At 42.5% G+C, this 20,740-nt stretch carries 21 protein-coding genes; 15 read left to right on the forward strand and 6 right to left on the reverse strand.

Annotated elements, in window-relative coordinates; translation table 11 throughout:
- Position 1: 1 nt before the first annotated feature.
- From DFP77_RS03535 to DFP77_RS03545, 3 genes are read left to right on the forward strand one after another with little or no spacing between them, the layout of a single operon-like run.
- Positions 2–1,000 carry an ABC transporter ATP-binding protein gene (locus DFP77_RS03535; protein ID WP_114410913.1) on the forward strand — a complete coding sequence of 333 codons (999 nt, stop codon included), beginning with the start codon at positions 2–4 and terminating at the stop codon, positions 998–1,000.
- Complete coding sequence (locus DFP77_RS03540; protein ID WP_114410914.1) at positions 1,000–2,010, forward strand: ABC transporter ATP-binding protein; 1,011 nt, start codon at positions 1,000–1,002, stop codon at positions 2,008–2,010. Before DFP77_RS03535 ends, DFP77_RS03540 begins: the two co-directional genes overlap by 1 nt.
- A gap of 49 nt (positions 2,011–2,059) precedes the next feature.
- A complete protein-coding gene (locus DFP77_RS03545; protein WP_114410915.1) occupies positions 2,060–2,995 on the forward strand; it encodes a LysR family transcriptional regulator in 936 nt (311 codons plus the stop codon).
- Positions 2,996–3,041: 46 nt separating this feature from the next.
- On the opposite strand, the gene DFP77_RS03550 is transcribed toward DFP77_RS03545, so the two are convergent.
- On the reverse strand, positions 3,042–4,526 hold the full coding sequence (locus DFP77_RS03550; RefSeq protein ID WP_181858489.1) for a putative bifunctional diguanylate cyclase/phosphodiesterase: 1,485 nt from the start codon (positions 4,524–4,526) through the stop codon (positions 3,042–3,044).
- Positions 4,527–4,722: 196 nt separating this feature from the next.
- On the opposite strand from DFP77_RS03550, the gene dbpA reads away from it, so the two are divergent.
- From dbpA to DFP77_RS19520, 4 genes are all read left to right on the forward strand, one after another.
- Complete coding sequence (dbpA, locus tag DFP77_RS03555; RefSeq protein ID WP_114410917.1) at positions 4,723–6,105, forward strand: ATP-dependent RNA helicase DbpA; 1,383 nt, start codon at positions 4,723–4,725, stop codon at positions 6,103–6,105.
- Positions 6,102–6,464 (forward strand): VanZ family protein, encoded by a 363-nt coding sequence (locus tag DFP77_RS03560; RefSeq protein ID WP_114410918.1) that lies wholly within the window; start codon positions 6,102–6,104, stop codon positions 6,462–6,464. Before dbpA ends, DFP77_RS03560 begins: the two co-directional genes overlap by 4 nt.
- 87 nt (positions 6,465–6,551) lie before the next feature.
- Positions 6,552–7,853 (forward strand): guanine deaminase, encoded by a 1,302-nt coding sequence (gene guaD / locus DFP77_RS03565; RefSeq protein WP_114410919.1) that lies wholly within the window; start codon positions 6,552–6,554, stop codon positions 7,851–7,853.
- Positions 7,854–7,963: 110 nt separating this feature from the next.
- Positions 7,964–8,116, forward strand: coding sequence for a hypothetical protein (locus DFP77_RS19520; protein ID WP_181858490.1), 153 nt, complete (start codon positions 7,964–7,966; stop codon positions 8,114–8,116).
- Positions 8,117–8,160: 44 nt separating this feature from the next.
- On the opposite strand, the gene DFP77_RS03570 is transcribed toward DFP77_RS19520, so the two are convergent.
- The gene (locus DFP77_RS03570) at positions 8,161–8,664 is read right to left on the reverse strand and encodes a hypothetical protein (protein ID WP_114410920.1); all 504 of its coding nucleotides are present in this window, start codon (positions 8,662–8,664) and stop codon (positions 8,161–8,163) included.
- A 210-nt stretch (positions 8,665–8,874) separates the two neighbouring features.
- Here DFP77_RS03570 and DFP77_RS03575 point away from each other — a divergent pair, with 210 nt between their 5' ends.
- Complete coding sequence (locus DFP77_RS03575) at positions 8,875–10,119, forward strand: multidrug effflux MFS transporter (protein ID WP_114410921.1); 1,245 nt, start codon at positions 8,875–8,877, stop codon at positions 10,117–10,119.
- A 49-nt stretch (positions 10,120–10,168) separates the two neighbouring features.
- Here the strand turns inward: DFP77_RS03575 and DFP77_RS03580 are convergent, their stop codons facing one another.
- A complete protein-coding gene (locus DFP77_RS03580) occupies positions 10,169–10,753 on the reverse strand; it encodes a TetR/AcrR family transcriptional regulator (RefSeq protein ID WP_114410922.1) in 585 nt (194 codons plus the stop codon).
- Between the two features lie 123 nt (positions 10,754–10,876).
- On the reverse strand, positions 10,877–11,833 hold the full coding sequence (locus DFP77_RS03585; protein ID WP_114410923.1) for a GGDEF domain-containing protein: 957 nt from the start codon (positions 11,831–11,833) through the stop codon (positions 10,877–10,879).
- Positions 11,834–12,066: 233 nt separating this feature from the next.
- Here DFP77_RS03585 and trpB point away from each other — a divergent pair, with 233 nt between their 5' ends.
- Both trpB and trpA read left to right on the forward strand, forming a co-directional pair.
- Entirely contained in the window at positions 12,067–13,329 is a 1,263-nt protein-coding gene (trpB, locus tag DFP77_RS03590; protein WP_114410924.1) for a tryptophan synthase subunit beta, read from the forward strand.
- Entirely contained in the window at positions 13,326–14,108 is a 783-nt protein-coding gene (gene trpA / locus DFP77_RS03595) for a tryptophan synthase subunit alpha (protein ID WP_114410925.1), read from the forward strand. Before trpB ends, trpA begins: the two co-directional genes overlap by 4 nt.
- Positions 14,109–14,192: 84 nt before the next feature.
- On the opposite strand, the gene DFP77_RS03600 is transcribed toward trpA, so the two are convergent.
- Positions 14,193–15,071 (reverse strand): LysR family transcriptional regulator, encoded by an 879-nt coding sequence (locus tag DFP77_RS03600; RefSeq protein WP_181858491.1) that lies wholly within the window; start codon positions 15,069–15,071, stop codon positions 14,193–14,195.
- A gap of 351 nt (positions 15,072–15,422) precedes the next feature.
- Here DFP77_RS03600 and DFP77_RS03605 point away from each other — a divergent pair, with 351 nt between their 5' ends.
- The 5 genes from DFP77_RS03605 to map all read left to right on the forward strand — a co-directional run bounded on the left by DFP77_RS03605 (position 15,423) and on the right by map (position 20,304).
- The gene (locus DFP77_RS03605; protein ID WP_114410927.1) at positions 15,423–16,958 is read left to right on the forward strand and encodes a BCCT family transporter; all 1,536 of its coding nucleotides are present in this window, start codon (positions 15,423–15,425) and stop codon (positions 16,956–16,958) included.
- A 67-nt stretch (positions 16,959–17,025) separates the two neighbouring features.
- Complete coding sequence (locus tag DFP77_RS03610) at positions 17,026–17,910, forward strand: HalD/BesD family halogenase (RefSeq protein WP_114410928.1); 885 nt, start codon at positions 17,026–17,028, stop codon at positions 17,908–17,910.
- A 65-nt stretch (positions 17,911–17,975) separates the two neighbouring features.
- Positions 17,976–19,196 carry a M24 family metallopeptidase gene (locus DFP77_RS03615; RefSeq protein WP_114410929.1) on the forward strand — a complete coding sequence of 407 codons (1,221 nt, stop codon included), beginning with the start codon at positions 17,976–17,978 and terminating at the stop codon, positions 19,194–19,196.
- Between the two features lie 126 nt (positions 19,197–19,322).
- Positions 19,323–19,529: a ParD-like family protein gene (locus DFP77_RS03620; RefSeq protein WP_114410930.1), complete on the forward strand. Its 207-nt coding sequence runs from the start codon at positions 19,323–19,325 to the stop codon at positions 19,527–19,529.
- A 1-nt stretch (position 19,530) separates the two neighbouring features.
- Positions 19,531–20,304 (forward strand): type I methionyl aminopeptidase, encoded by a 774-nt coding sequence (gene map / locus DFP77_RS03625; RefSeq protein ID WP_114410931.1) that lies wholly within the window; start codon positions 19,531–19,533, stop codon positions 20,302–20,304.
- Between the two features lie 90 nt (positions 20,305–20,394).
- Here map and DFP77_RS03630 read toward each other — a convergent pair whose 3' ends face one another.
- Positions 20,395–20,640: a fasciclin domain-containing protein gene (locus tag DFP77_RS03630; RefSeq protein ID WP_258861056.1), complete on the reverse strand. Its 246-nt coding sequence runs from the start codon at positions 20,638–20,640 to the stop codon at positions 20,395–20,397.
- Between the last annotated feature and the right edge of the window lie 100 nt (positions 20,641–20,740).

Raw genomic sequence — 20,740 nt, forward strand, 5'->3', positions numbered from 1 at the left:
TATGAATTTACTCAGCGTCAGCAATCTAAACGTCAATTTTCATATGAAGAAGCGAGAACTCGCTGCCCTTATTGACGTCAGTTTCACACTCAATCGCGGCGAAAGAATCGCCATTGTTGGAGAATCAGGAGCCGGTAAGTCAATCCTCGGATTTTCCATCGTCAATTTGATTAGCAAGCCAGGTTACATAGAATCTGGCTCGATCAAACTAGAAAACAAAGAACTGACGACAATGAATCTGCGACAGTTACAGGAAGTTCGTGGCAAACGCATCGCGATGATATTTCAAGATCCTATGATGACGCTGAACCCGGTGCTTACTATAGGCAATCAGCTAGTTGAAACTATTCGCAGCCACACCAACATTTCTTACAAAGACGCACGTAACATTGCTATTGAAAAGCTTCATAATGTCCAAATAGCATCACCCGAAAAACGTTTTGATCAATACCCCCATGAATTATCTGGCGGCATGAGACAGCGAGTTATAATTGCTTCTGTCTTATTGCTGAACCCCGACATCATCATTGCTGATGAGCCAACTACGGCTCTGGATGTCACCATTCAAGCAGAAATACTACAACTGCTTTTAACCATTTGCCAAGACAACGGAGTCGCTCTGGTTCTGATTAGTCATGACCTTGGCGTGGTTTCAAAAGTCGCTGAACGCACCTTAGTCATGTATGCCGGTCACATAGTGGAAGAAGGACCTACCCTGGAAATAATCAACGATCCGCAACACCCTTACACCCAAGGCTTGTTGAATGCGCTTCCTCAGATGACCATTCCTGGCCAGCGCCTTAATCAGATACAAGGCAGCATGCCATCATTGGCGGAGCGCCCTTCGGGCTGTGCATTTCATCCTCGCTGCCCTTATGCAACTCAAAAATGCAAACAAGAACAGCCACAGTTTATCTACAGCGGCGTGTCCAGTGTGGCCTGCTTTATTATAGAAGACATGTTGAATGAATTTACTGATACCGATAAGGAGGCCTTGTAATGCCAACACCTCTTATTCAAATCAGTGGCTTAGAAAAAGCCTTTTCAACAAATGAAAGTTGGCTCGGGCAATGGCGCCTTCGCCAAGGCAAATTAGCGAGGCATAAAGAAAGTGTTCATGCGCTCAACGGTGTAAACCTGACTATTAACCAAGGTGAAACCTTATGTGTTGTTGGTGAGACTGGGTGTGGTAAATCAACACTAGCTCGCGTCATTATGGGACTAACGTCTCCCAGTGCTGGTGAAATCCATTACCTAGATCAGCGCATTGATCAGCTAAACAATCGTCAACGCATGTTTTTTAGACGTCGTATGCAAATGGTTTTTCAGAACCCTTATGCGTCCTTAAACCCTAGAATGACGGTGTATCAGACACTCAGCGAACCTATTTCATTTCACAATCCACAATTATCACAATCGAGCGTGGATGAAAAAATCGATGAGCTTTTGGAATCTGTTGGTATCTCTGCTTCAAGCTCTGACCGCTACCCTCATGAGTTTTCTGGTGGACAACGTCAGCGAATCAGCTTGGCTCGCGCTCTATCGGTTGAACCGGATTTCATTGTTGCGGACGAACCGCTTTCTGCACTAGATGTATCAGTACAAGCACAAGTGCTCAATTTGATGATGGATAAACAAGAGGAACACAACCTCAGCTATCTTTTTATTACCCATGATTTAGCCGTTGTCGAGCATTTTGCGACCCGAGTCGCTGTCATGTATCTAGGAAGAATTTGTGAGTTATCTCCAACTAAAACCCTATTTAGCTCGCCAAAACACCCTTACACTCAGGCACTGCTATCCGCCATTCCAAGACTGGATAGTAATACAGCTCAACCTATTCGTTTAATTGGCGAAGTACCAACACCAACAGAGAAACCAATAGGATGTGTTTTTCAGGCTCGCTGCCCCTATGCGAATCAGCGCTGCTATGAATCTTCCCCTAGCATGACATTACAAAGTGATGGCAGTAGTGTGGCTTGCCATGCTATTGAAGAGGGTCGACTATGATTCTCCTATTTACACTGCGTTTTATGTCTTCTGGTCGTCAGGAGGCTCCATGGAAATAAGATGGCTTGAAGACTTTATCGCACTTGCGAAAACTCGTCACTTTTCACGCGCGGCAGATGAACAAAACGTTACCCAACCGACATTCAGTCGACGCATTAAACTGCTTGAAGAAGAGATGCGCGTTACTTTGATCGACCGTAATACTTTGCCGTTATCATTGACACCAGCAGGCGAAGTCTTTCTGCAGAGTGCAGAGCTCATCACAAGGCAATTAAGAGATACGAAAGAGCGTTGCCAAGAAATTCGTAAGCAAGAAGAGTCTCAAATACGTTTTGTCACTACGCAAACCTTGTTCCTTAGTTTTTATAAAGAAGTAATAGAACCTTTTTGCCAACAAATCGATATGGAGCTCGACATTAATATGAAGTCCAGCTCTTGGCTTGGCATTGATTTCGTAAACTCTTTAATGGATCAGCAATGCGACATTATGCTGTGTTATTGGCACCCTGCCATCAACTTCATCAGAGCGCTTGATGACGAACAGTATGATCATATTGTTATCGCCCAAGAAACCCTCATTCCATGTAGTGCAACCGATGCCAGTGGCGAACCAAAATTCACGCTGCCGGGCGCCAAGCGTAAACCTTTGCCCTATATTGGCTATTATGAAAATTCATTCTTGCAGCCTGTTATTCACCATCATCTGCAACGCCAACGTGAAATCCCTCAGCTACAAACACTATCGGAGAACTATCACTCGGTGAGTATTAAAGCCATGGTTAAAGAAGGCTATGGTGTCGGCTGGATCCCCAAACGTCTCATGCTAGATACATTAAACTATGGCAAAGTGGCTTTGGCAGGAGAAGAGAATTGGAATATTCCGCTCGAAATACGCCTGTATCGATCTAGGTTCAACCAAAACCCCAACCTAAATCAATTTTGGGAAGCGATAAAGAACAAAGTCGCCCGTAACGGATCACTCTAGATCAGGCCGCTACGGGGCTTTTATAGGTTGATTCGTGGTCACAGCCCTATTCATTAAACGCGATCATAATAGGGTCACTTCCCATGTTTTTAGCGCCTAAGGCTTTACTGAATAAATAACCTTGCCCAATGTCGCAACCGTACTCTCGTAACAGTGCCAGCTGCTCAACATCAGTAATTCCTTCTGCAATAACTTTCAAGCCTAAACTATGGCTTAATCGAATAATCCCGTTCGTTAAAGCGGCATTGCTTTCATCATTCATAATGTCACGAATAAATACCTGATCTATTTTGACTGAATCAAACGGGAGGTTTTTCAGGTAGCTTAAACTAGAATAGCCTGTACCAAAGTCATCTATTGCTAATGCCATACCAAGACGACTAAGGTGTCGCAGAAGCTCTGCACAGCCTTCTGGGTCTTCAATAAGAATCGATTCTGTCACTTCAATTTCAAGCAGTGTGGGGTCCACTTTATATTTATCTAGCAAGGCCAATAATTTAGGCAAAAAATCGACTCGTTTTAATTGCGCAGCCGAACAATTAATAGCAATAGGAGGAACGGCAACGCCCTGCCTTTGCCACTCAACAATATGTCGAAACGCTTGTTCGAACACCCAGTCACCTAAAGGTAAAATAATGCCACTCTGCTCTGCAATAGGAATAAATTCAGCTGGGGAAACAACACCAAGCTCTTCATCTTCCCAACGCAACAAAGCCTCCATACCGACACAAGACTCAGTAACTAAATCTACCTTAGGCTGAAAATGTAGCTCTAAATTTTCTTTCTGTAACCCTTGGCGCAATCGTGTCTCTATACGCACATTACGAGCAAATCGCCGCCCCATTTCGCCATCATAAAAGTGATAAGTAGCTCGGCCAGAATTTTTCGCTTGATACACTGCCATATCAGCATTTTTTATCAATGTAACAGCGTCTAAACCAAATTCTGGGTACAGAGCCACACCAATGGAGCAACCTATATCCAGCGTTAAACCTTCTACAAAGTAGCTTTGACTTATTTTATGAATAATATCCTTAGATAGTAGATTAAGTTGGGGCATCTCTTGATCATCGCCTTGCACTAACAAGACTAAAAACGTATCTCCTCCCAAATACCCAACCACAGTATTTCCAGGAACAATAGACGTCAAACGCTCTGACACCTGAACCAGTAACTTATCGCCTATTTCGTGACCAAACGCATCGTTAATGGTCTTAAAATGATCTAAGTCCAGAATCATCGCCGCCAATTTTTTATCTTTTTGCTGACAAAAAACGAGTAGCTCATTGAGCTTTTGCTGTATCTGATAACGACTTAGCAGACCCGTTAGTTCGTCTATTTCAATACGCTTGTTGGCGTAGGCTAGAGCTGAGGAATAAGCAGATAAGAGTTTTTTAGCGTACAAAGATGAGCCGAGTGCTAATAAGCCAAATACCCATATCGGGCTCACTTTCCAAGGCACAACACTTACGAGTATGCCTGACAAAAAAACAGTAATAAAAACAATGTAATGCAGATTTTTAATTTTCACTTTATCCCTTGAATCAGCCATTATTGACTCGCCAGTAGCCCGTAAACAAAATACCCTTTAATACCGCATCCGCTTTATAAGCGCTTACTTTACCTAAAAATAATATCACCAACACGGAATAATTAGCGAAGCAAAGTATTTAGCTGCATTTTCTGGTATTATTTGTTTATTATTTTTCCTAATAGACAGGCCTTTTGTGACCCAATTTAATCACACCTTAAACACCCTTTTTCCAACTAAGCTAACATCCCTGCTTTCAGACATGGGTTTTACCGAATTCACACCCATTCAAGAGCAGAGTTTGCCTGCGATCATTGATGGTAAAGATATCCTAGCGCAAGCTCAAACAGGCAGTGGTAAAACGTTAGCCTTCGCAATTGGCCTTTTACTAAAAATTAATCCTCGTTTTTTTGGTGTTCAAGCTCTTGTTATGTGCCCAACTCGCGAGTTGGCAGATCAAGTGTCAAAAGAAATTCGAAAAGTCGCTCGTTTTCAAGACAACATAAAAGTTCTAAGCCTATGTGGAGGCATGCCATTTGGCCCGCAAATCGGCTCATTGGAACATGGCGCTCATATCGTTGTAGGCACTCCAGGGCGTTTGATGGAGCACCTTCGCAAAGGCACACTAAAATTGAATGCCCTTAACACCCTAGTGTTAGACGAAGCAGATCGCATGTTAGACATGGGATTCGTAGACAGCATTCGTGAAGTCGTTGAACTAACCCCAAGCAACCGTCAAACACTTTTATTCTCGGCAACTTACGGCGATGGCATCGAAGCGATTAGTGCTGAATTTCAAAACAACCCTGTCAGCATAAAGGTCGAAGTTCAAGAAGACCTTAAACCAAATATAGAACAGTTTTTTGTTCGTAGCGAAAATAAAGACAAATGCGAAACCTTATTAGCAGCGCTGCAACATTTTGAGCCCCGCCAAGCCATTGTCTTCTGTAACACCAAAGCGGAATGCCAAGTGGTTGCGGATTGGTTAGCCGACCACAAAGTAGCCGCTCAAGCCATTCATGGCGACCTTGAACAAAGACAGCGCGATCAAGTGCTGGTTCGTTTCAGCAACCAAAGTAGCTGTGTATTAGTGGCGACTGATGTGGCGGCTCGTGGTATTGATGTCAAAGAAATTGACCTCGTGGTTAATTATGACACTACTCGTGATACCGATGTTCACACTCACCGCATTGGTCGAACAGGCCGTGCAGGAGCCGCTGGCAATGCAGTCAACCTTGTCACTTCAAAAGACGATTACAAAGTGCGTGATATTGAAACCCGCTTCAACACCACAGCGAATTTCATTGAGCTTGGAGAGATCGATCTTCATTACCGCTTGATTCCACAAAAGACTACGATATCTTTTGATGCTGGTCGTAAAAATAAGCTTCGTCCAGGTGACATCCTTGGCGCTCTAACCGCAGGTCTTGGATTGGATAAATCACAAGTCGGTAAAATCGATATTTTTGATTTTCATGCTTACGTATCGGTCGACAATGAAGTCGCAAAAAACGTAGTAAAAGAATTCGAGAACAAAAAAATCAAAGGCAAAAACATTCGAGCACGCATCTTACGATGATTAAAAGGCTCACCTCACCGGCAGCACAAGCTGCCGGTTTTGTTTTGGGGGCACTGGTTATTTGCTTTGCCACCCTAACACCTGTCGATCAACTTCCCTCCGCCCCCGGTACAGACAAACTCCACCATATCCTTGGCTTTGGTGGCTGGGCGTTGCTATGTGCTTTTGGACCCAATAAGCGTTTTATTTTATTCTCTGTGTTTATCATATTATCTGGCGGTACCATTGAGCTGATTCAGCCGTATGTGAATCGTTATGCTGAATGGATGGACTTCTATGCCAATGCACTCGGCGTTATTTTAGTAGTACTAAGTCGGTTAACAATGGGCTGGTTTCTAAAATCAACATCTAAGGTTTAATGAAAGTACAAAAAAGACCTGCTAAAGTATAACCATTCGGTCAAACTTTATAATTTAAATCCTTTTGAAAACACTTAAGAGAGATATATGAGCCATTTGAAAGCGTGGCGCTCCGCCATCATTCACTGCATTGCTGACCCAAAAGACGTGGGTGTCGATGCTGCTTACGAATACTTTGAAGATGGCTTATTAGTCATTCAAGACGATAAAATCCATGCTTTAGGACATGCGGCAGATTTACTTGCTACACTCCCAGACAACACTGCCATTGAACACCATCCAGATGCCATCATCACACCGGGCTTTATTGATACACACATTCATTACCCACAAACCGATATGATCGGCTCTTACGGTGAACAACTATTAACCTGGCTAAATACCTACACCTTCCCAGAAGAAGGCAAATTCAGCGACAAAGCTCATGCTCGCGATGTTGCAGACCGCTTTCTGAAGGAGCTTTTACGCAACGGCACAACCACCGCTTTAGTGTTTGGAACGGTCCATAAAGTGTCTGTCGACGCTTTCTTCGAAGCCAGTGAAGTCCATAACTTACGAATGATTTGTGGTAAGGTCATGATGGATCGCAACGCACCAGATTATCTAACAGATACGCCACAGAGCAGCTACCGTGAAAGCAAAGAGCTTATCGACACTTGGCACAACAAAGGCCGTTTGCATTACGCTATAACGCCGCGCTTTGCACCAACCAGTTCAGACGAACAGTTGCAATTAGCTGGCAAGTTATTAAGCGAATACAATGATGTTTACTTACATACTCACTTATCTGAAAACAAAGACGAGTGCACTTGGGTTCAAGAACTGTTTCCAAACAGCACAAACTACTTAGACGTTTATGACCAACATAAACTGCTAAGCGAGCGCTCGGTATTTGCTCATGGTATCCACCTTTGCGACAGTGAATATAATAGATTGCACGAAACAGGCTCTGCAATTGCCTTTTGCCCAACGTCCAACCTATTTATCGGTAGCGGTTTATTCAAACTCAATAAAGCGGAAGAACATAAGGTCAACGTTGGCCTTGGCACTGACGTAGGCGGCGGTACAAGTTTCTCTATGCTGCAAACCATGAACGAAGCCTACAAGGTTATTCAGTTGCAAAACGAGAACCTTAGCCCGATTAAATCTCTGTATTTATCTACTTTAGGCGGCGCTAGAGCACTTAGACTAGAAGATAAAATTGGCAACTTAGCGGTTGGTAGCGAAGCGGATTTCGTCATTCTAGACAAAAAAGGCACGCCGTTACTAAAATCGCGCTTAGCGCTATCCAAAGGCATCGAAGAAAGTTTATTCGTCTTCATGACCATTGGTGACGACCGAGCCATTCAAGCAACCTACTCCGCAGGAAAATGCGTTCACCAGCGCTAGAGCAATCCAACACTCACCTAAGCGGAACAAAAAATGACCACTTTACATTCCTGTAAAAGTGGTCATTTTTTTATATAATCATTACAAATGTTTTATTGAGCACAAATTTTATGAATTCACTTGCCACTGTCGCGCTTGGCGCCTTTGCTATTATTTTCTTTTGCGCTGCGTTAATTTTTGGACTGATTGCTCTAAAAAAATACAATTCAGAAAAGACACGTCTTGATGAATTAGCAAACAAAAGATCAAAAGAAAAAAGATAAACGCAGAATAAGCAACCTCGCTAGCACCTAAAGACTACCGAAGCTTATGGATAAAGGCGGACAATACCACTTTTTCCCTCTATGTCACCGAGAATCCAAACCTTCTCGAACGCATGAGGCACAGGAATAGTAATCATATGCTCCAGCGCCTTGATGTCGGTTTGGCTCCATGCAGGGTGGGTATTACGGATCACCAACCAGACTCGTTCCGAATCGTATTGCTTACCCGATTTATTCTCTAAAATCTTATTGAGCGACCTCAGTAGCCGCCCATCCGCTGGCTCTTGTTTTAATGCACGCAACACATCGCGGGTTATTGGCGTAAGATCTCGCCCAAGGAATTCCATTGCCTCTTCTTCAGAGCCATATAAGTGCGCAATTTCTAAATCCAATCGCTCGCCTTCCAACATGCAAGATACATCAGGTCGAATCGGATCATTGTGCCATATATGGCGAATATGCTTCCCTGTGTTACGCTCATAACAGCGCATAAACAGCTTAGCTGCTTGATGTTCAAGCTCTATTTTTTCTTTTTCGCTGTTATGCATAACCCGTTCCCCATACAACAAAACATAACTCCTTTCTTATCTTATGGGGAAAACAACAACAGCACAAAGACTAAAGCACCCTAGACTAAATCCTTATTTTATACACATATTGACAAACTGGATGTTATAAAGCCTGAGTATAATACTCAGCTATTATTAGGGGACGACATCGCTCTCCCCTTCAAACAACCTTTTTTCTTTGGATAACATATGGAAAATGCTCACAACGATACTTCTTCTTCCGGTATGGGATCGAAGGAGTTCACACTTTTAGTTGCTCTATTAATGTCGATAACAGCAATATCAATTGATGCTTTGCTGCCAGCGCTTGGGATAATAGGTAAGGAACTCGGTGCCGTTACCGCGAATCAGCCACAACTACTGATCAGCATGTTATTTTTAGGTTTAGCAATGGGGCAGTTAATCTGTGGGCCTTTGTCCGATTCTCTAGGTCGTCGTCCTATTTTATTTTGTGGCTTTACGATCTACTTAGTCGGCACTGTGGTTTGCTATAAGGCGGACAGCCTAGAAATGCTCATGTTAGGTCGCTTTATCCAAGGCTTGGGCGTTGCTGGACCTTATATCTCAGCCATCTCGTTAGTACGTGATTTGTATCACGGCGCTCAAATGGCTCGCATCATGTCGTTGGTGATGATGATTTTTGTTTTGGTTCCCGCCATTGCACCAACACTTGGTCAAGCCATCATGTTTGTTTCAGACTGGCGTGGTATTTTTGAACTCTATTTGGCTTATGCTGCTGTTTTAATGGTTTGGATTGGCTTTCGTTTAAAAGAAACCCTGCCAAAGCCCAATCGAATTCCGTTTTCCAAGAAAGGCTTCGTAGAAGGGTTTAAAGAAGTTGTCACAAACCGCATAACCGCGAGCTATACAATTTGCATGGGATTATTTTTCGGTAGTTTCATTGGCTACTTGAATTCTTCACAACAAATTTTTCAGGTGCAATTTAAGACGGGGAATTTATTCGCACTTTACTTTGGTTTGTTGGCTTTGGTACTTGGCTTTTCTTCACTAATTAATTCACGCATCGTGGAAAAACACGGAGCCAAATACATTGCCTTTCGTGCTATTTGCGTCGTTGTTATCGCCTCGATTGCATTCTTTGCCCTACATGCTTTTGTAACGATCAGCTTATGGATGTTCTTGGTATATGCGTCGGTTTTGTTCTTCTGCTTTGGCTTGTTGTTCGGTAACGTCAACTCCCTTGCAATGGAACCAATGGGTCACGTAGCAGGCATTGCCTCTGCGGTTATTGGCTCGGTATCGGCAATCATGTCGATGGGAATTGGCACCATCATAGGTCAAATGTACAACAATACTCTAATGCCCATTTCAGGCGGCTTTGTGATCATGGGATCACTAGCAATATGCATCATGTATTGGGCTGAAAAAGGCCGTGTTGAAGAAGTAACGGAAGAAGAAAGCGTTGTTGCTTAACAACAAAACTCGACCTAGTTGAGTTCGAATAAAAAGCCAAATAGTTTTTCTATTTGGCTTTTTTTGTACTGCTTGAATCAACTAACAGAGCATCAAGCTGACTTTCTAGATCTGTCTTAGTCATCACTGCTTGTTTCATCAGTGCCGGCGTTAAAAGAGCCTCTTTACTAACCGCTTTCAACGTAAAAAAATTCATTGGCGATACTGAAAACTCAGCAATCCACGCTGACAAAATAGATTCTAAAACAGCTTCAAAGTCAGCAAACAAAACAAATGTCGATGGAAGCATCTTATGTTGTTCACCAAGCAAAATACGGTACACAGCAAGGCGTTCCGCTTTATTAACCCAGGCTTCCCAAAGCAAGATCCAGCCAGCAATTAGCGATAGCCCTTTTTTCGATTGCAGATGCATCAACGTTTTTTGCATCTCATCTTGCGCTTGCTCTGTTAATGAGATTAACACCATTTCCCACAGCACCAGCTTAGTTGGAAAATTACTGTAAACAGTCGGCTTAGACACACCAGCTGTTACTACCACCTGATCAATACTGGTACTTTGATAACCTTGCTTCGTAAATAAACCACCCGCTGCCTCTACTATGTGGGCTTTCTTACTGGGTCTTCCTCTTGCCATTACTGCCTCTTAACAAGTGTTATTTTATCTAATGGAATTCTAACCCATTGATGTAACGTTGCTTTCTATATTTGAAAAAGCGACATTGGTAGATAATAGCAAATTAAGATTATGAAAGGGACGCTACCTTTTTTTCTTCTGCTGATACATAGCAGCATCGGCACATTGAATCATCTCTTCAATCGATTTGTCAGTGTCATGCGGGAAATGGGTAACACCTGCACTGTATTGAATCCTATAAGGCTTTTTCAAACTGTCATTCACTTCATCTACACACACCGCAAAGCGCTCTAAAAACACAGCAATCTCTTCGGCCGTACGGTCACTCAACATAGCAACAAATTCATCCCCACCTAAGCGCCCAATCACATCATATTCACTAAATGACTCAAGCATTATCTGAGCAAACTTAGCCAAAACAAAATCACCTTCATGATGACCATAATCATCATTTATCGCTTTAAATTTATTAAGATCAAAGACGACAAAAAACATTGTTTTTTTATCGCGCTGACACGCTTTAAGCATCTGGTTGACCATAGTCATAAAGCCACGTCGATTAGATATCAGTGTCAGTTCGTCCAAGGTCGCAAGCTGAATCGATTGAATTTCCTGCTCAATGATCGTGCCTAAGTCTTTCAGTAATAACTGATCTTCTTCATCAAATACCCTTGGCTTGCTATCTATGATACACAAAGTACCGATATTAATTCCTTGACGAAGTTTCAAAGGGTAGCCTGCATAAAAACGAATATTCGGCGCATCGGTAACAAGCGGGTTATCAAAAAATCGTTCGTCAATTGACGCATCGGTAATGATAAACAAACCATCCTGATGAATAGCATGGCCACAAAACGAAACATCTCGCTGTGTTTCACTCGCCTCAAGCCCTTGTCGTGATTTAAACCATTGACGGCTTTCATCTATCAGACTAATCAACGAGATAGATACACTAAACATTCGCTTAGCCATCCGAGTGATGCGATCAAATCGTTCTTCGTGAGAGGTATCAAGAATTCGCAACGCTCTTAATGCATGCAATCGTTCAGCTTCATTTTTTGGGATGTCAGGTTTAATCATAAAAGTCCTACTACAAAGAAATTAGCTTACTCAAATTGTAGCAGTAAATTGAACATTAACCCGTTACTTACCAATCACTCAGAACAATCAATAAAGCGCAGAAATTCCATCAAAAATGTAAAAGCACAACTTAGCCAAAAAAATACACTTGACGACTAATCAATGCTGCATTAAATTAACTAAACGGTATAGTTAATTTAATAGAGAAAAAATAGCAATTTTAGGAGCAAGTCATGCAAAGCGAGAACGGTTTCTACGGGCAATACGGCGGTAGCTATATTCCTGAAATTCTTTATTCGAGCCAACAGCAAATTTTACATGCGTTCGAAGAAGCCAAAAACGATCCTGAGTTTCTCGCTGAGCTAAACCAACAATGGCAGCAGTTTTCTGGCCGCCCTACTCCTCTTACGTTTTGTGCGAACTTGACCGAACACTTTGGTGGCGCACAAATTTATCTGAAGCGCGAAGACTTAAATCACAGTGGCGCACACAAGATGAACAACGTAATTGGCCAAGGGTTATTGGTCAAACGTATGGGCAAAAAGCGCGTTATTGCCGAAACAGGTGCGGGTCAGCATGGTATTGCTACGGCGCTTGTTGCAGCGCGTTTAGGACTGGAATGTACCATTTACATGGGCGCGAAAGACATTGAACGCCAATACCCGAACGTATTCTGGATGAAACAGCTTGGCGCAACCGTTGTGCCTGTTACCACTGGCGCACAAACTTTACGTGATGCCTTAGACGAGGCCCTTCGTGACTGGTCTTCTAGCCACGAAGAAAGCCACTACCTAATCGGCACCTCTTGTGGTTGCGCGCCTTTTCCTGAAATGGTGGCCTACTTTCAATCTGTTATTGGCAATGAAGTACGAGAACAAAGCGTTGCACAATTCGGTCAATTTCCAGATCGCTTATACGCTTGTGTTGGTGGTGGTTCGAACGCTTGCGGTTTATTCCTACCTTTCCTTGATGACAAAGAAGTGGAAATGGTCGGCGTTGAAGCTGGCGGCAAAGGTTTAGAGCTTGGCGAACACTCTATTCGCTTATCTCATAATCTTGGACAGCCAGGTATCGCCCAAGGCTTTGCAACTATGTTCCTGCAAGATGATGCAGGACAACTACAAGAAACCCACTCTATTGCAGCTGGCTTAGACTATGTTGGCGTTTCGCCTATCATTGCCCATTTGGCCGAAACGGGTCGCATTAACATGACCTATGCCATGGACGATGACGTGATTGCCGCTTGCACCTTATTACTGAAAAAAGAAGGCATAATCCCTGCGCTAGAATCTTCCCATGCTTTAGCGGGTGCCTTTAAAGACGCGCCAAACTTGCCGAAAGATTCAAAGATCGTCATCAACCTTTCTGGTCGTGGCGACAAAGACATCTTTAACGTAGCGAAAGCCGTGCAGGACGAAACCTTCCCACAGTTTTTAACCGATTACCTTGCGGCTTATCCAACTAATCACGCCGACAATGAGGAGCAAAACGCATGAGCCAGTTAGCCACCTTTATTGCAGAAAAACGCCAGCAAAAGCCGATTTTGTCCATGACCCATGTAGTTTATGGCTACCCAAGTGTAGAAGAAAGCTTGAGCTGGATGGAAAGGTTAATGCAGGAAGGCGTCGATTTTATCGAGGTGCAATTTCCTTTTTCCGACCCTGTCGCCGATGGCCCAAGTATCGTTGCGGCTTGTCATAAAGCATTAGAGCAAGATTTAAATGTAGAAACCTGCTTATCTCAACTAGGCAAGCTCGCGAAAAACTTCCCTGACAGCCGCATCGTGTTAATGAGCTATCTAAACCCAATGTATCGCTTTGGTTTAGACAAACTCGCCAAGCGTGCGGCTGAAGAAAATATTCTAGGCTTGATCCTTCCAGACTTGCCGATTGAACAAGCAGCGACCTATCAAGCGGCTTGTAAAACCAGCGGTATCGATCCAGTTTGGTTGGTGACACCAGTGACGCCACCAGATCGCTTAGCCATGTTAGCCAGTCAAGCCAGCGGTTTCTTATATTGCGTGGCGCGCTCTGGTGTTACAGGCCATTCTGTCCATGAAGGAAAAGCCAAGCAGACCTCACTTGATGAGTATTTGGCGCAAATAAAACAACACGCCAGCGCACCAATGGGCGTCGGTTTTGGCCTGCGTGAACGCGCTCAGATAGAGCAACTGATTGGCAAAGCTGACATCGCTATTCTTGGTTCAGCATTATTGGATGCATACAACAAAGGTGGTCAAGAAGCTGGTATTAAGCTAATCCGAGACTTGTTTTAAAATTAGATAAAAAACTCAATTACCAAAAATTGCTCCCTCTTATCTTATAAAAAGGGGGGCGATTTTGTTGTCTCGAAGGCTTGGCTATCTAATCTCAGCAATCGTTTGTAATGCGCTGATAACCTCTCTTATTTCAGGTCGGTTCTCTACTGACTGATGATAAATAATGTACCAAGTACAAGGGGCTGAATAAGCTGCATTTTTTAAGGTTGTGATATTTTCGAAAGCTGAGTTTTTAGCTGCCCAAGCGGATAAAAACGTTACATATTGTTGATTCATAGATAGAATTTTTAATATTAATGAAACAGAGTCTGCTTCCCTGATAGTCTTAGGACTGCAATTATTTGGTCTGAAGATTATGTCAAACTCCATATCCGGCTGATGGGCTCGACTGTAGGTAAGGTATGGGTATTCTGCAATTTTTTCGATACTGAAATGTTTAGTAGTATTTAGAGGATGCTTATGATTAATCGTAAGCAACAGCTCATCATCAAAGATTTTTTCGCAATGAAAGTCTTTCGTATTGACTGGAGTCGTATCGATAATAAAATCCACTTCTCTTTCGAAAAGCGCATTCACAAGATTGGATGTGCTGTATCTGTTGATATCCAACTTATCAAAAGAGGTCTCAGGAAGGTATTGTAGAATGGTGTCAAAGGTGTCGTAGGCACTAACACCCCACCTAATATAGCTATCTGACCGTCCCAACATTACCGCTTCTGTTTCTACTTTACGGACAAAAGGTAACAACAACTTAGCGGCTTTCAACAGTCTCTCGCCTGATGGCAAAAGTACGAGTTTTCTCCCTCTTTTATCATAAATATTTACTGTTAATCGCTTTTCTATTTCCTGTAAACGATAAGTAGCTGCCGGTTGCGTCAACCCAAGCGCCGAGGCTGCATCTTTTAACGAACTGTGCTCATCAATCGCACATATCAGCTCATAGTGTTTTATATCTAGCATAAAAAATCTCAATAAAATGATGAAAATAAAACAGTGCACCATACTTTTTCATGATGTTTTCTTTAGCATCAAGACTGTTATGACACACTTATTCTCTCCATAAAAACCTTATTTTAAAATATATACAATCTAATCACGACATAAAAAAGCAAAAAAAATCATGAAAAAAACTTTACCTCGAAAACAAAATTAAACATAAGTAATTGAAAATTAATACATTTTATACCATTACAAAAAACTCAGCCAATTTAAATATAAAAAAATGATGACTTATTCAATCACAACTTTATTTTTTTTCCTCTAAATATTATTTAGGCTAATAGGACACACTAAATAGCAGAGACGATTGAGATGAACAGAAACTTACGAATTAGGCCTTATACATTTTACCCCTCACTTACTATTTTAGGAGTTCTAAGTTACTTAGCGCTTTTTGACAATGAAAACTTCCTAGCAATAACCTCAGTAATACATCATTGGTTGTTAGATAACTTTGGCTGGATGTACCTTCTTTCCGCTTTTTCATTGGTCATAACTTGCTTCGTGGTTTTCTTCTCTCCAATAGGCGATATGAGAATCGGAGGAAAAGAAGCAAAACCACTTTTGACAAAGTGGCAATGGGCTTCGATTACGTTATGTAGTTCTGTTGCTATAGGGTTACTCTTTTTTGCCTCATCCGAACCTATTATCGATATGACTTACCCCCCTAAATTTTTAGGGGTAGAACCACTTTCAAGAGAGTCTGCCGTCTTTGGTTTGGCCGCCGTATTTATGCATTGGTCGCTAACCACATACGCTCTCTATAGCATCCCTGCATTAGCATTCGCACTTGCTTATTATAATTTTAAACGCGACTTCAGCATTTCTTCAGCCATGTTTGTTGGCAGTAATGTTGAATTAAAAACAACAACAAAACAGTTGATTGACGCCTTTGCTCTCATTGCGTTAGTCGCAGGGATGATCACATCTTTAGGGTCTAGTATTTTAATGCTTGAAGGTGGGATCAACGCGCTTTTTGACACTAACATAGGCACCACAGCACTCGCTCTGATTGCCGCCTTAGTGATGGTGGCTTCCGCTTTGTCTGCTGCATCCGGCCTACACAAAGGAATTGCCTTCTTATCCAGCTGGAATGCGAAAGCATTTATCGTTTTCTCACTGCTCGTTTTAGTTTTTGGCCCTACTAGCTTCATCGCTCATGCAGGGCTCGACAGCCTTTCCATGTACCTTTCAAACTTTGTGAGCTGGAGCCTAGATACAGGTGTTGTTGTAGAAGATTCTTGGCCAAAAGATTGGACTGTCTTTTTCTGGGCAGCTTGGTATGCATGGGCACCAATAGTCGCAATTTTTCTTGGTAAAATCTCACGCGGCTACACTGTCAAAGAGTTCCTAATTTTCAATGTGGCAATGCCTTCCATTTTTGTACTGTTCTGGTGTTCTATTTTTGGAGGCTACTCTATTTACCTTGAGCTAACAGCCAATAATGTCTTATCTGATACGCTAAACCAAAAAGGTCCAGGTGCAATAATTTGGGAGCTAATGCAAGATCTCCCTGGTTCTATTTTCTTCATTGCATTTTTCCTAATTATGTCCTTCGTGTCTTATGTAACTGCATCAGATTCGGCTATTGATGCCATAGCTGGAACATGTGTTGAGTCCTCTAATGAACAGGGTGAGGAACCAAAATCACCACTATTTATTAAATTAGTATGGGGCGGAATCATTGCTCTATTGGCCTGCATTATGACAATCAATAGCGGTTTGGATGGTCTGAAATTGGTATCAACCATCGGTGGTTTCTTGGGAATGATTATTGCGATATGTGCGCAAATTTTCTTATTACGTTTGTGTTTTTCTAAGACTGGGAAAAATAAAGCGAAGACATGAAGGAAGGTACGAACAAGTTCTTTCCTTAATAAAATGACACCTATATGAAATTAAAGGATTTTTTATTATGAACCCTACAAACAATCAAGATCAAAATACGCAACATGAATTAGACAGCCTTGTCCAGATGATAAATATGTCTGACTACCCGCTAAATGACAAAGAGTCGGCGGCCTATAAACAAGCGGTACTTGCTTGCCAGCAACAGCTTGAAAGTGATGGCTGTGCTCACTTACCCAACTTCATTCGTGAAGATAAAATCGAGTTAATTAGAAAGCAGAGTGAAGATGTCTCCCATTTAGCCCACTATCACGAAAATAAAGTGACGCCTTATGCCACTGAAGGCAATCCAGAATTAGGCGAAAGCCATCCGGTTAACCGATACCAACAGTTTAGCAATGGTTTTGTTGCAAAAGATCTTCTACCAGAAGAAATGATCATTAAACAACTTTATCAGAATACTATTTTCCAAGAGTTTATTGCTGAATGTTTGGGTAAAGACAAGATTTATGAATATGCAGATCCCATCGCGGGCCTAGTGATTAATGCAATGCCAGAAAATACATCATTGCCTTGGCATTATGATACGAATGAATTCATTGTCAGCTTGATGACTCGTCGCCCAGAAGAAGGCGGCGAATTTCAGTATTCTCCTGGGCTTCGTCAGCCAGGTAACGAAAACTACCCAGAAGTGCAAAACATTCTCGATGGTGATCTTACTAAAGTGAAATCACTAACACTGAACACAGGCGACCTACAAATGTTTAAAGGCCGCTTCTCTATGCACCGTGTTGCATCATGCAAAGGCACTAGATTATGCGCCCTGTTTGGCTATGCCGAGAAACCAGGCATGATCGGCAAAATCAAACGTACGAAAGACGTTTATGGGCGGGTAACTGAGGCTCACATCAAGGCAGAGCAAGAAACAAGGGAAGACGGTTTAGCTGGCTAAATTCAGTCAAGTGCAAAACTTTTAATACTTTAAAACCATTACAATTCAAAAGGCATATCTCAAAAATGAGCTACTCAACTTTCGATTTTTTCAATCAAGTAATCGATAAAGACTTAGAAGACCGTGTCGCTATGTACCGACTAAATCGACTAAGAGAACAAATAATTAACTTCAAACTTGATGCCGTGGTGCTATTTGAACCAATTAATATTCGCTACGCTTGTGGTGTTCGTAACATGCAGGTGTATTCTCAACGCAACCCTGCTCGTTACTTAATTGTGCCCGCAGAAGGCCCAGTGGCTTTGTTTGAGTATCGCTCATGCGCCCATTTAACAGAAGGTGTCGTGACACTGGATGAGGTGCATCCAGCCAGTCCTATCATGCCACTACACAGCGGAGATCATTCTCATCGCCATGTACAAAGCTTTATTACTTCTCTGAAAGATATTCTGAGCCGATCTACACAAAACTTCGGACGTATTGGTATTGAATCAGCACCAACAGAATTATTAGCTGATACGATTAAAGCGGGATTTGACGTAATAGATGCTTCTCGCCCTATTGAAGTAGCTAAGTCTATTAAAAGCTTGGATGAGCTTACACTTATCGCTCGTTCGGTGACTTTAACAGAGAGAGCCATGTCTGTTCTCGAGGGTTACCTTAAGCCAGGCATTACAGAAAACGAAGCATGGGCCGTATTTAACAAAGAAGTACTCGCGACAGGTGGCGAGTATGCAGAAACTCGATTATTTGCCTCTGGTGACCGCACTAATCCATGGTTCCAAGAGTGCTCAGATAAAATCATGAATGCAGGTGAACTGGTGGCTTTTGATACCGATACAGTTGGTATTTTTGGCTACTACACTGACTTTTCGCGCACCTTCGTCATTCCAGGCAAAGAAGCCACACCGACTCAAAAGGCGCTATATCAGCTATCTAGTGAAGAACTAGAAACCAATATTGCGCTAATGAAACCAGGAATGAGTTTTAAAGAGTACTCACAAAAAGCGTGGAAAATCCCAAAAGAATACCAAAAAAACCGTTATCTGGCCGTAGTGCATGGCTGCGGGATGACGGGGGAATGGCCTATCATTTCCCACAATATGGACTGGGATGAAGTGGGTTATGACGGCATTATTCAACCCGGCATGACACTATGTGTTGAATCCTACATTGGCCGTGAATACGGTGAAGAAGGTGTTAAGTTAGAAGAGCAAGTTCTGGTTACAGAAACCGGAGTTAGAAGAATGTCATCGTACGGCTATTCAAATGAGCTTTTAAACTAACCCTATGCCGTCTCATTCAGATTTCTGACAAGCCAGCCTTACTAAAAGCTAATCAATAAATAGCGCTTGAAAAAACCAAACCGTGAATATATGATCCATATACATTTTATATATGGATCAAATCTCATGGGTATTATTAAAATCTCCGACGAACTTCACGACGACATTCGCAAAAGTTGCCATGTCATGTCGCGCTCTATCAATGCACAAGCCGAATTCTGGATGAAAATGGGGCGCTTAGCCGAACTCAACCCCAGCCTCACCTTTTCCGAGTTGATTGCCAACGAACTGGCCAGTGCAAATGCTGAAACACCACTCAAAGCGGTGAAGTAGCATGCAAGTTCATATTAAAACGCCAACAGAAATCGAATTCATGCGTGAGTCTGGCAAGTTACTGGCCAGCGTATTTCATATGCTCGATGACTTCGTCAAAGAAGGTGTATCGACTTTAGAAATCAACGATAAAGTAGAAGACTTTATTCGTAATGAACTGAACGCAAGACCCGCAAGCCTAGGGCAATACGATTACGGCTTCTCCTTGAACTCTTCAATAAACGAGGTAGTTTGTCATGGCGTTCCTAACGACAGCCATAAACTCAAAGCAAAAGATATCGTCAATCTAGATATCACACTTGAGAAAAACGGCTTTATCGCCGATTCCAGCAAAATGTATGTCATGAGCGACGCAAACCCTATTGCCAAACGCTTAGTAAAAACTACCTACGAGGCAATGTGGGCTGGGATCAAAAAAGTAAAACCTGGTGCTACCTTAGGGGATATTGGCGCAGCGATCCAAACCCTAGCAGAAAGCAAAGGTTACTCTGTTGTAAAAGAATACTGTGGTCATGGCATTGGTCGAGAAATGCATGAAGAACCACAAGTTCTGCATTACGGCAAAACCGGAACAGGAATGACACTGAAAGAAGGCATGACTTTCACCATCGAACCCATGATCAACCAAGGGAAAGCCAAGACCAAGACAAAAAAAGACGGCTGGACGGTTGTGACGGCTGATAAAAAACTCTCCGCTCAATGGGAGCACACCATCTTAGTCACAGACACGGGTTATGAAGTTCTGACCTTAAGAAACGATGAAACCAGTATCTAAAGGGGTAAAGATACTGGTTTCATCGTTTAGCCAGCCGACCTTATTAGTTAAATACAGGTTTTTGGGCTAGATCTGCGCTTTAGTACTCGCTTATTGCTTAGGCAAAAGCACAGTATCAATTACATGAATCACACCGTTGGATTGTTTAACGTCAGCAATAGTCACGTTAGCAACACGACCGTTTTCGTCTTCAAGCATAATCTTGTCGCCCATGTATGTTGCCATTAATGTACAGCCACCAATCGTCGGCACTGGGTGTTTGCCCATGTCATCATCAATCATGGTTTTAATGGCGCCAGATAGAGCATCAGCTTTTACCACGTGACAAGCCAACACCTTAGGGAAACTGCGATTAAGTCCCCAATATGAGACAATGCCGATCTGACCATTACCTCAAGACCGAATGACATGAATCAGCTTTCCTTCGCCGATACCG

This window comes from Marinomonas foliarum, assembly GCF_003337275.1.
GTDB classification, from domain to species: Bacteria; Pseudomonadota; Gammaproteobacteria; order Pseudomonadales; family Marinomonadaceae; genus Marinomonas; species Marinomonas foliarum.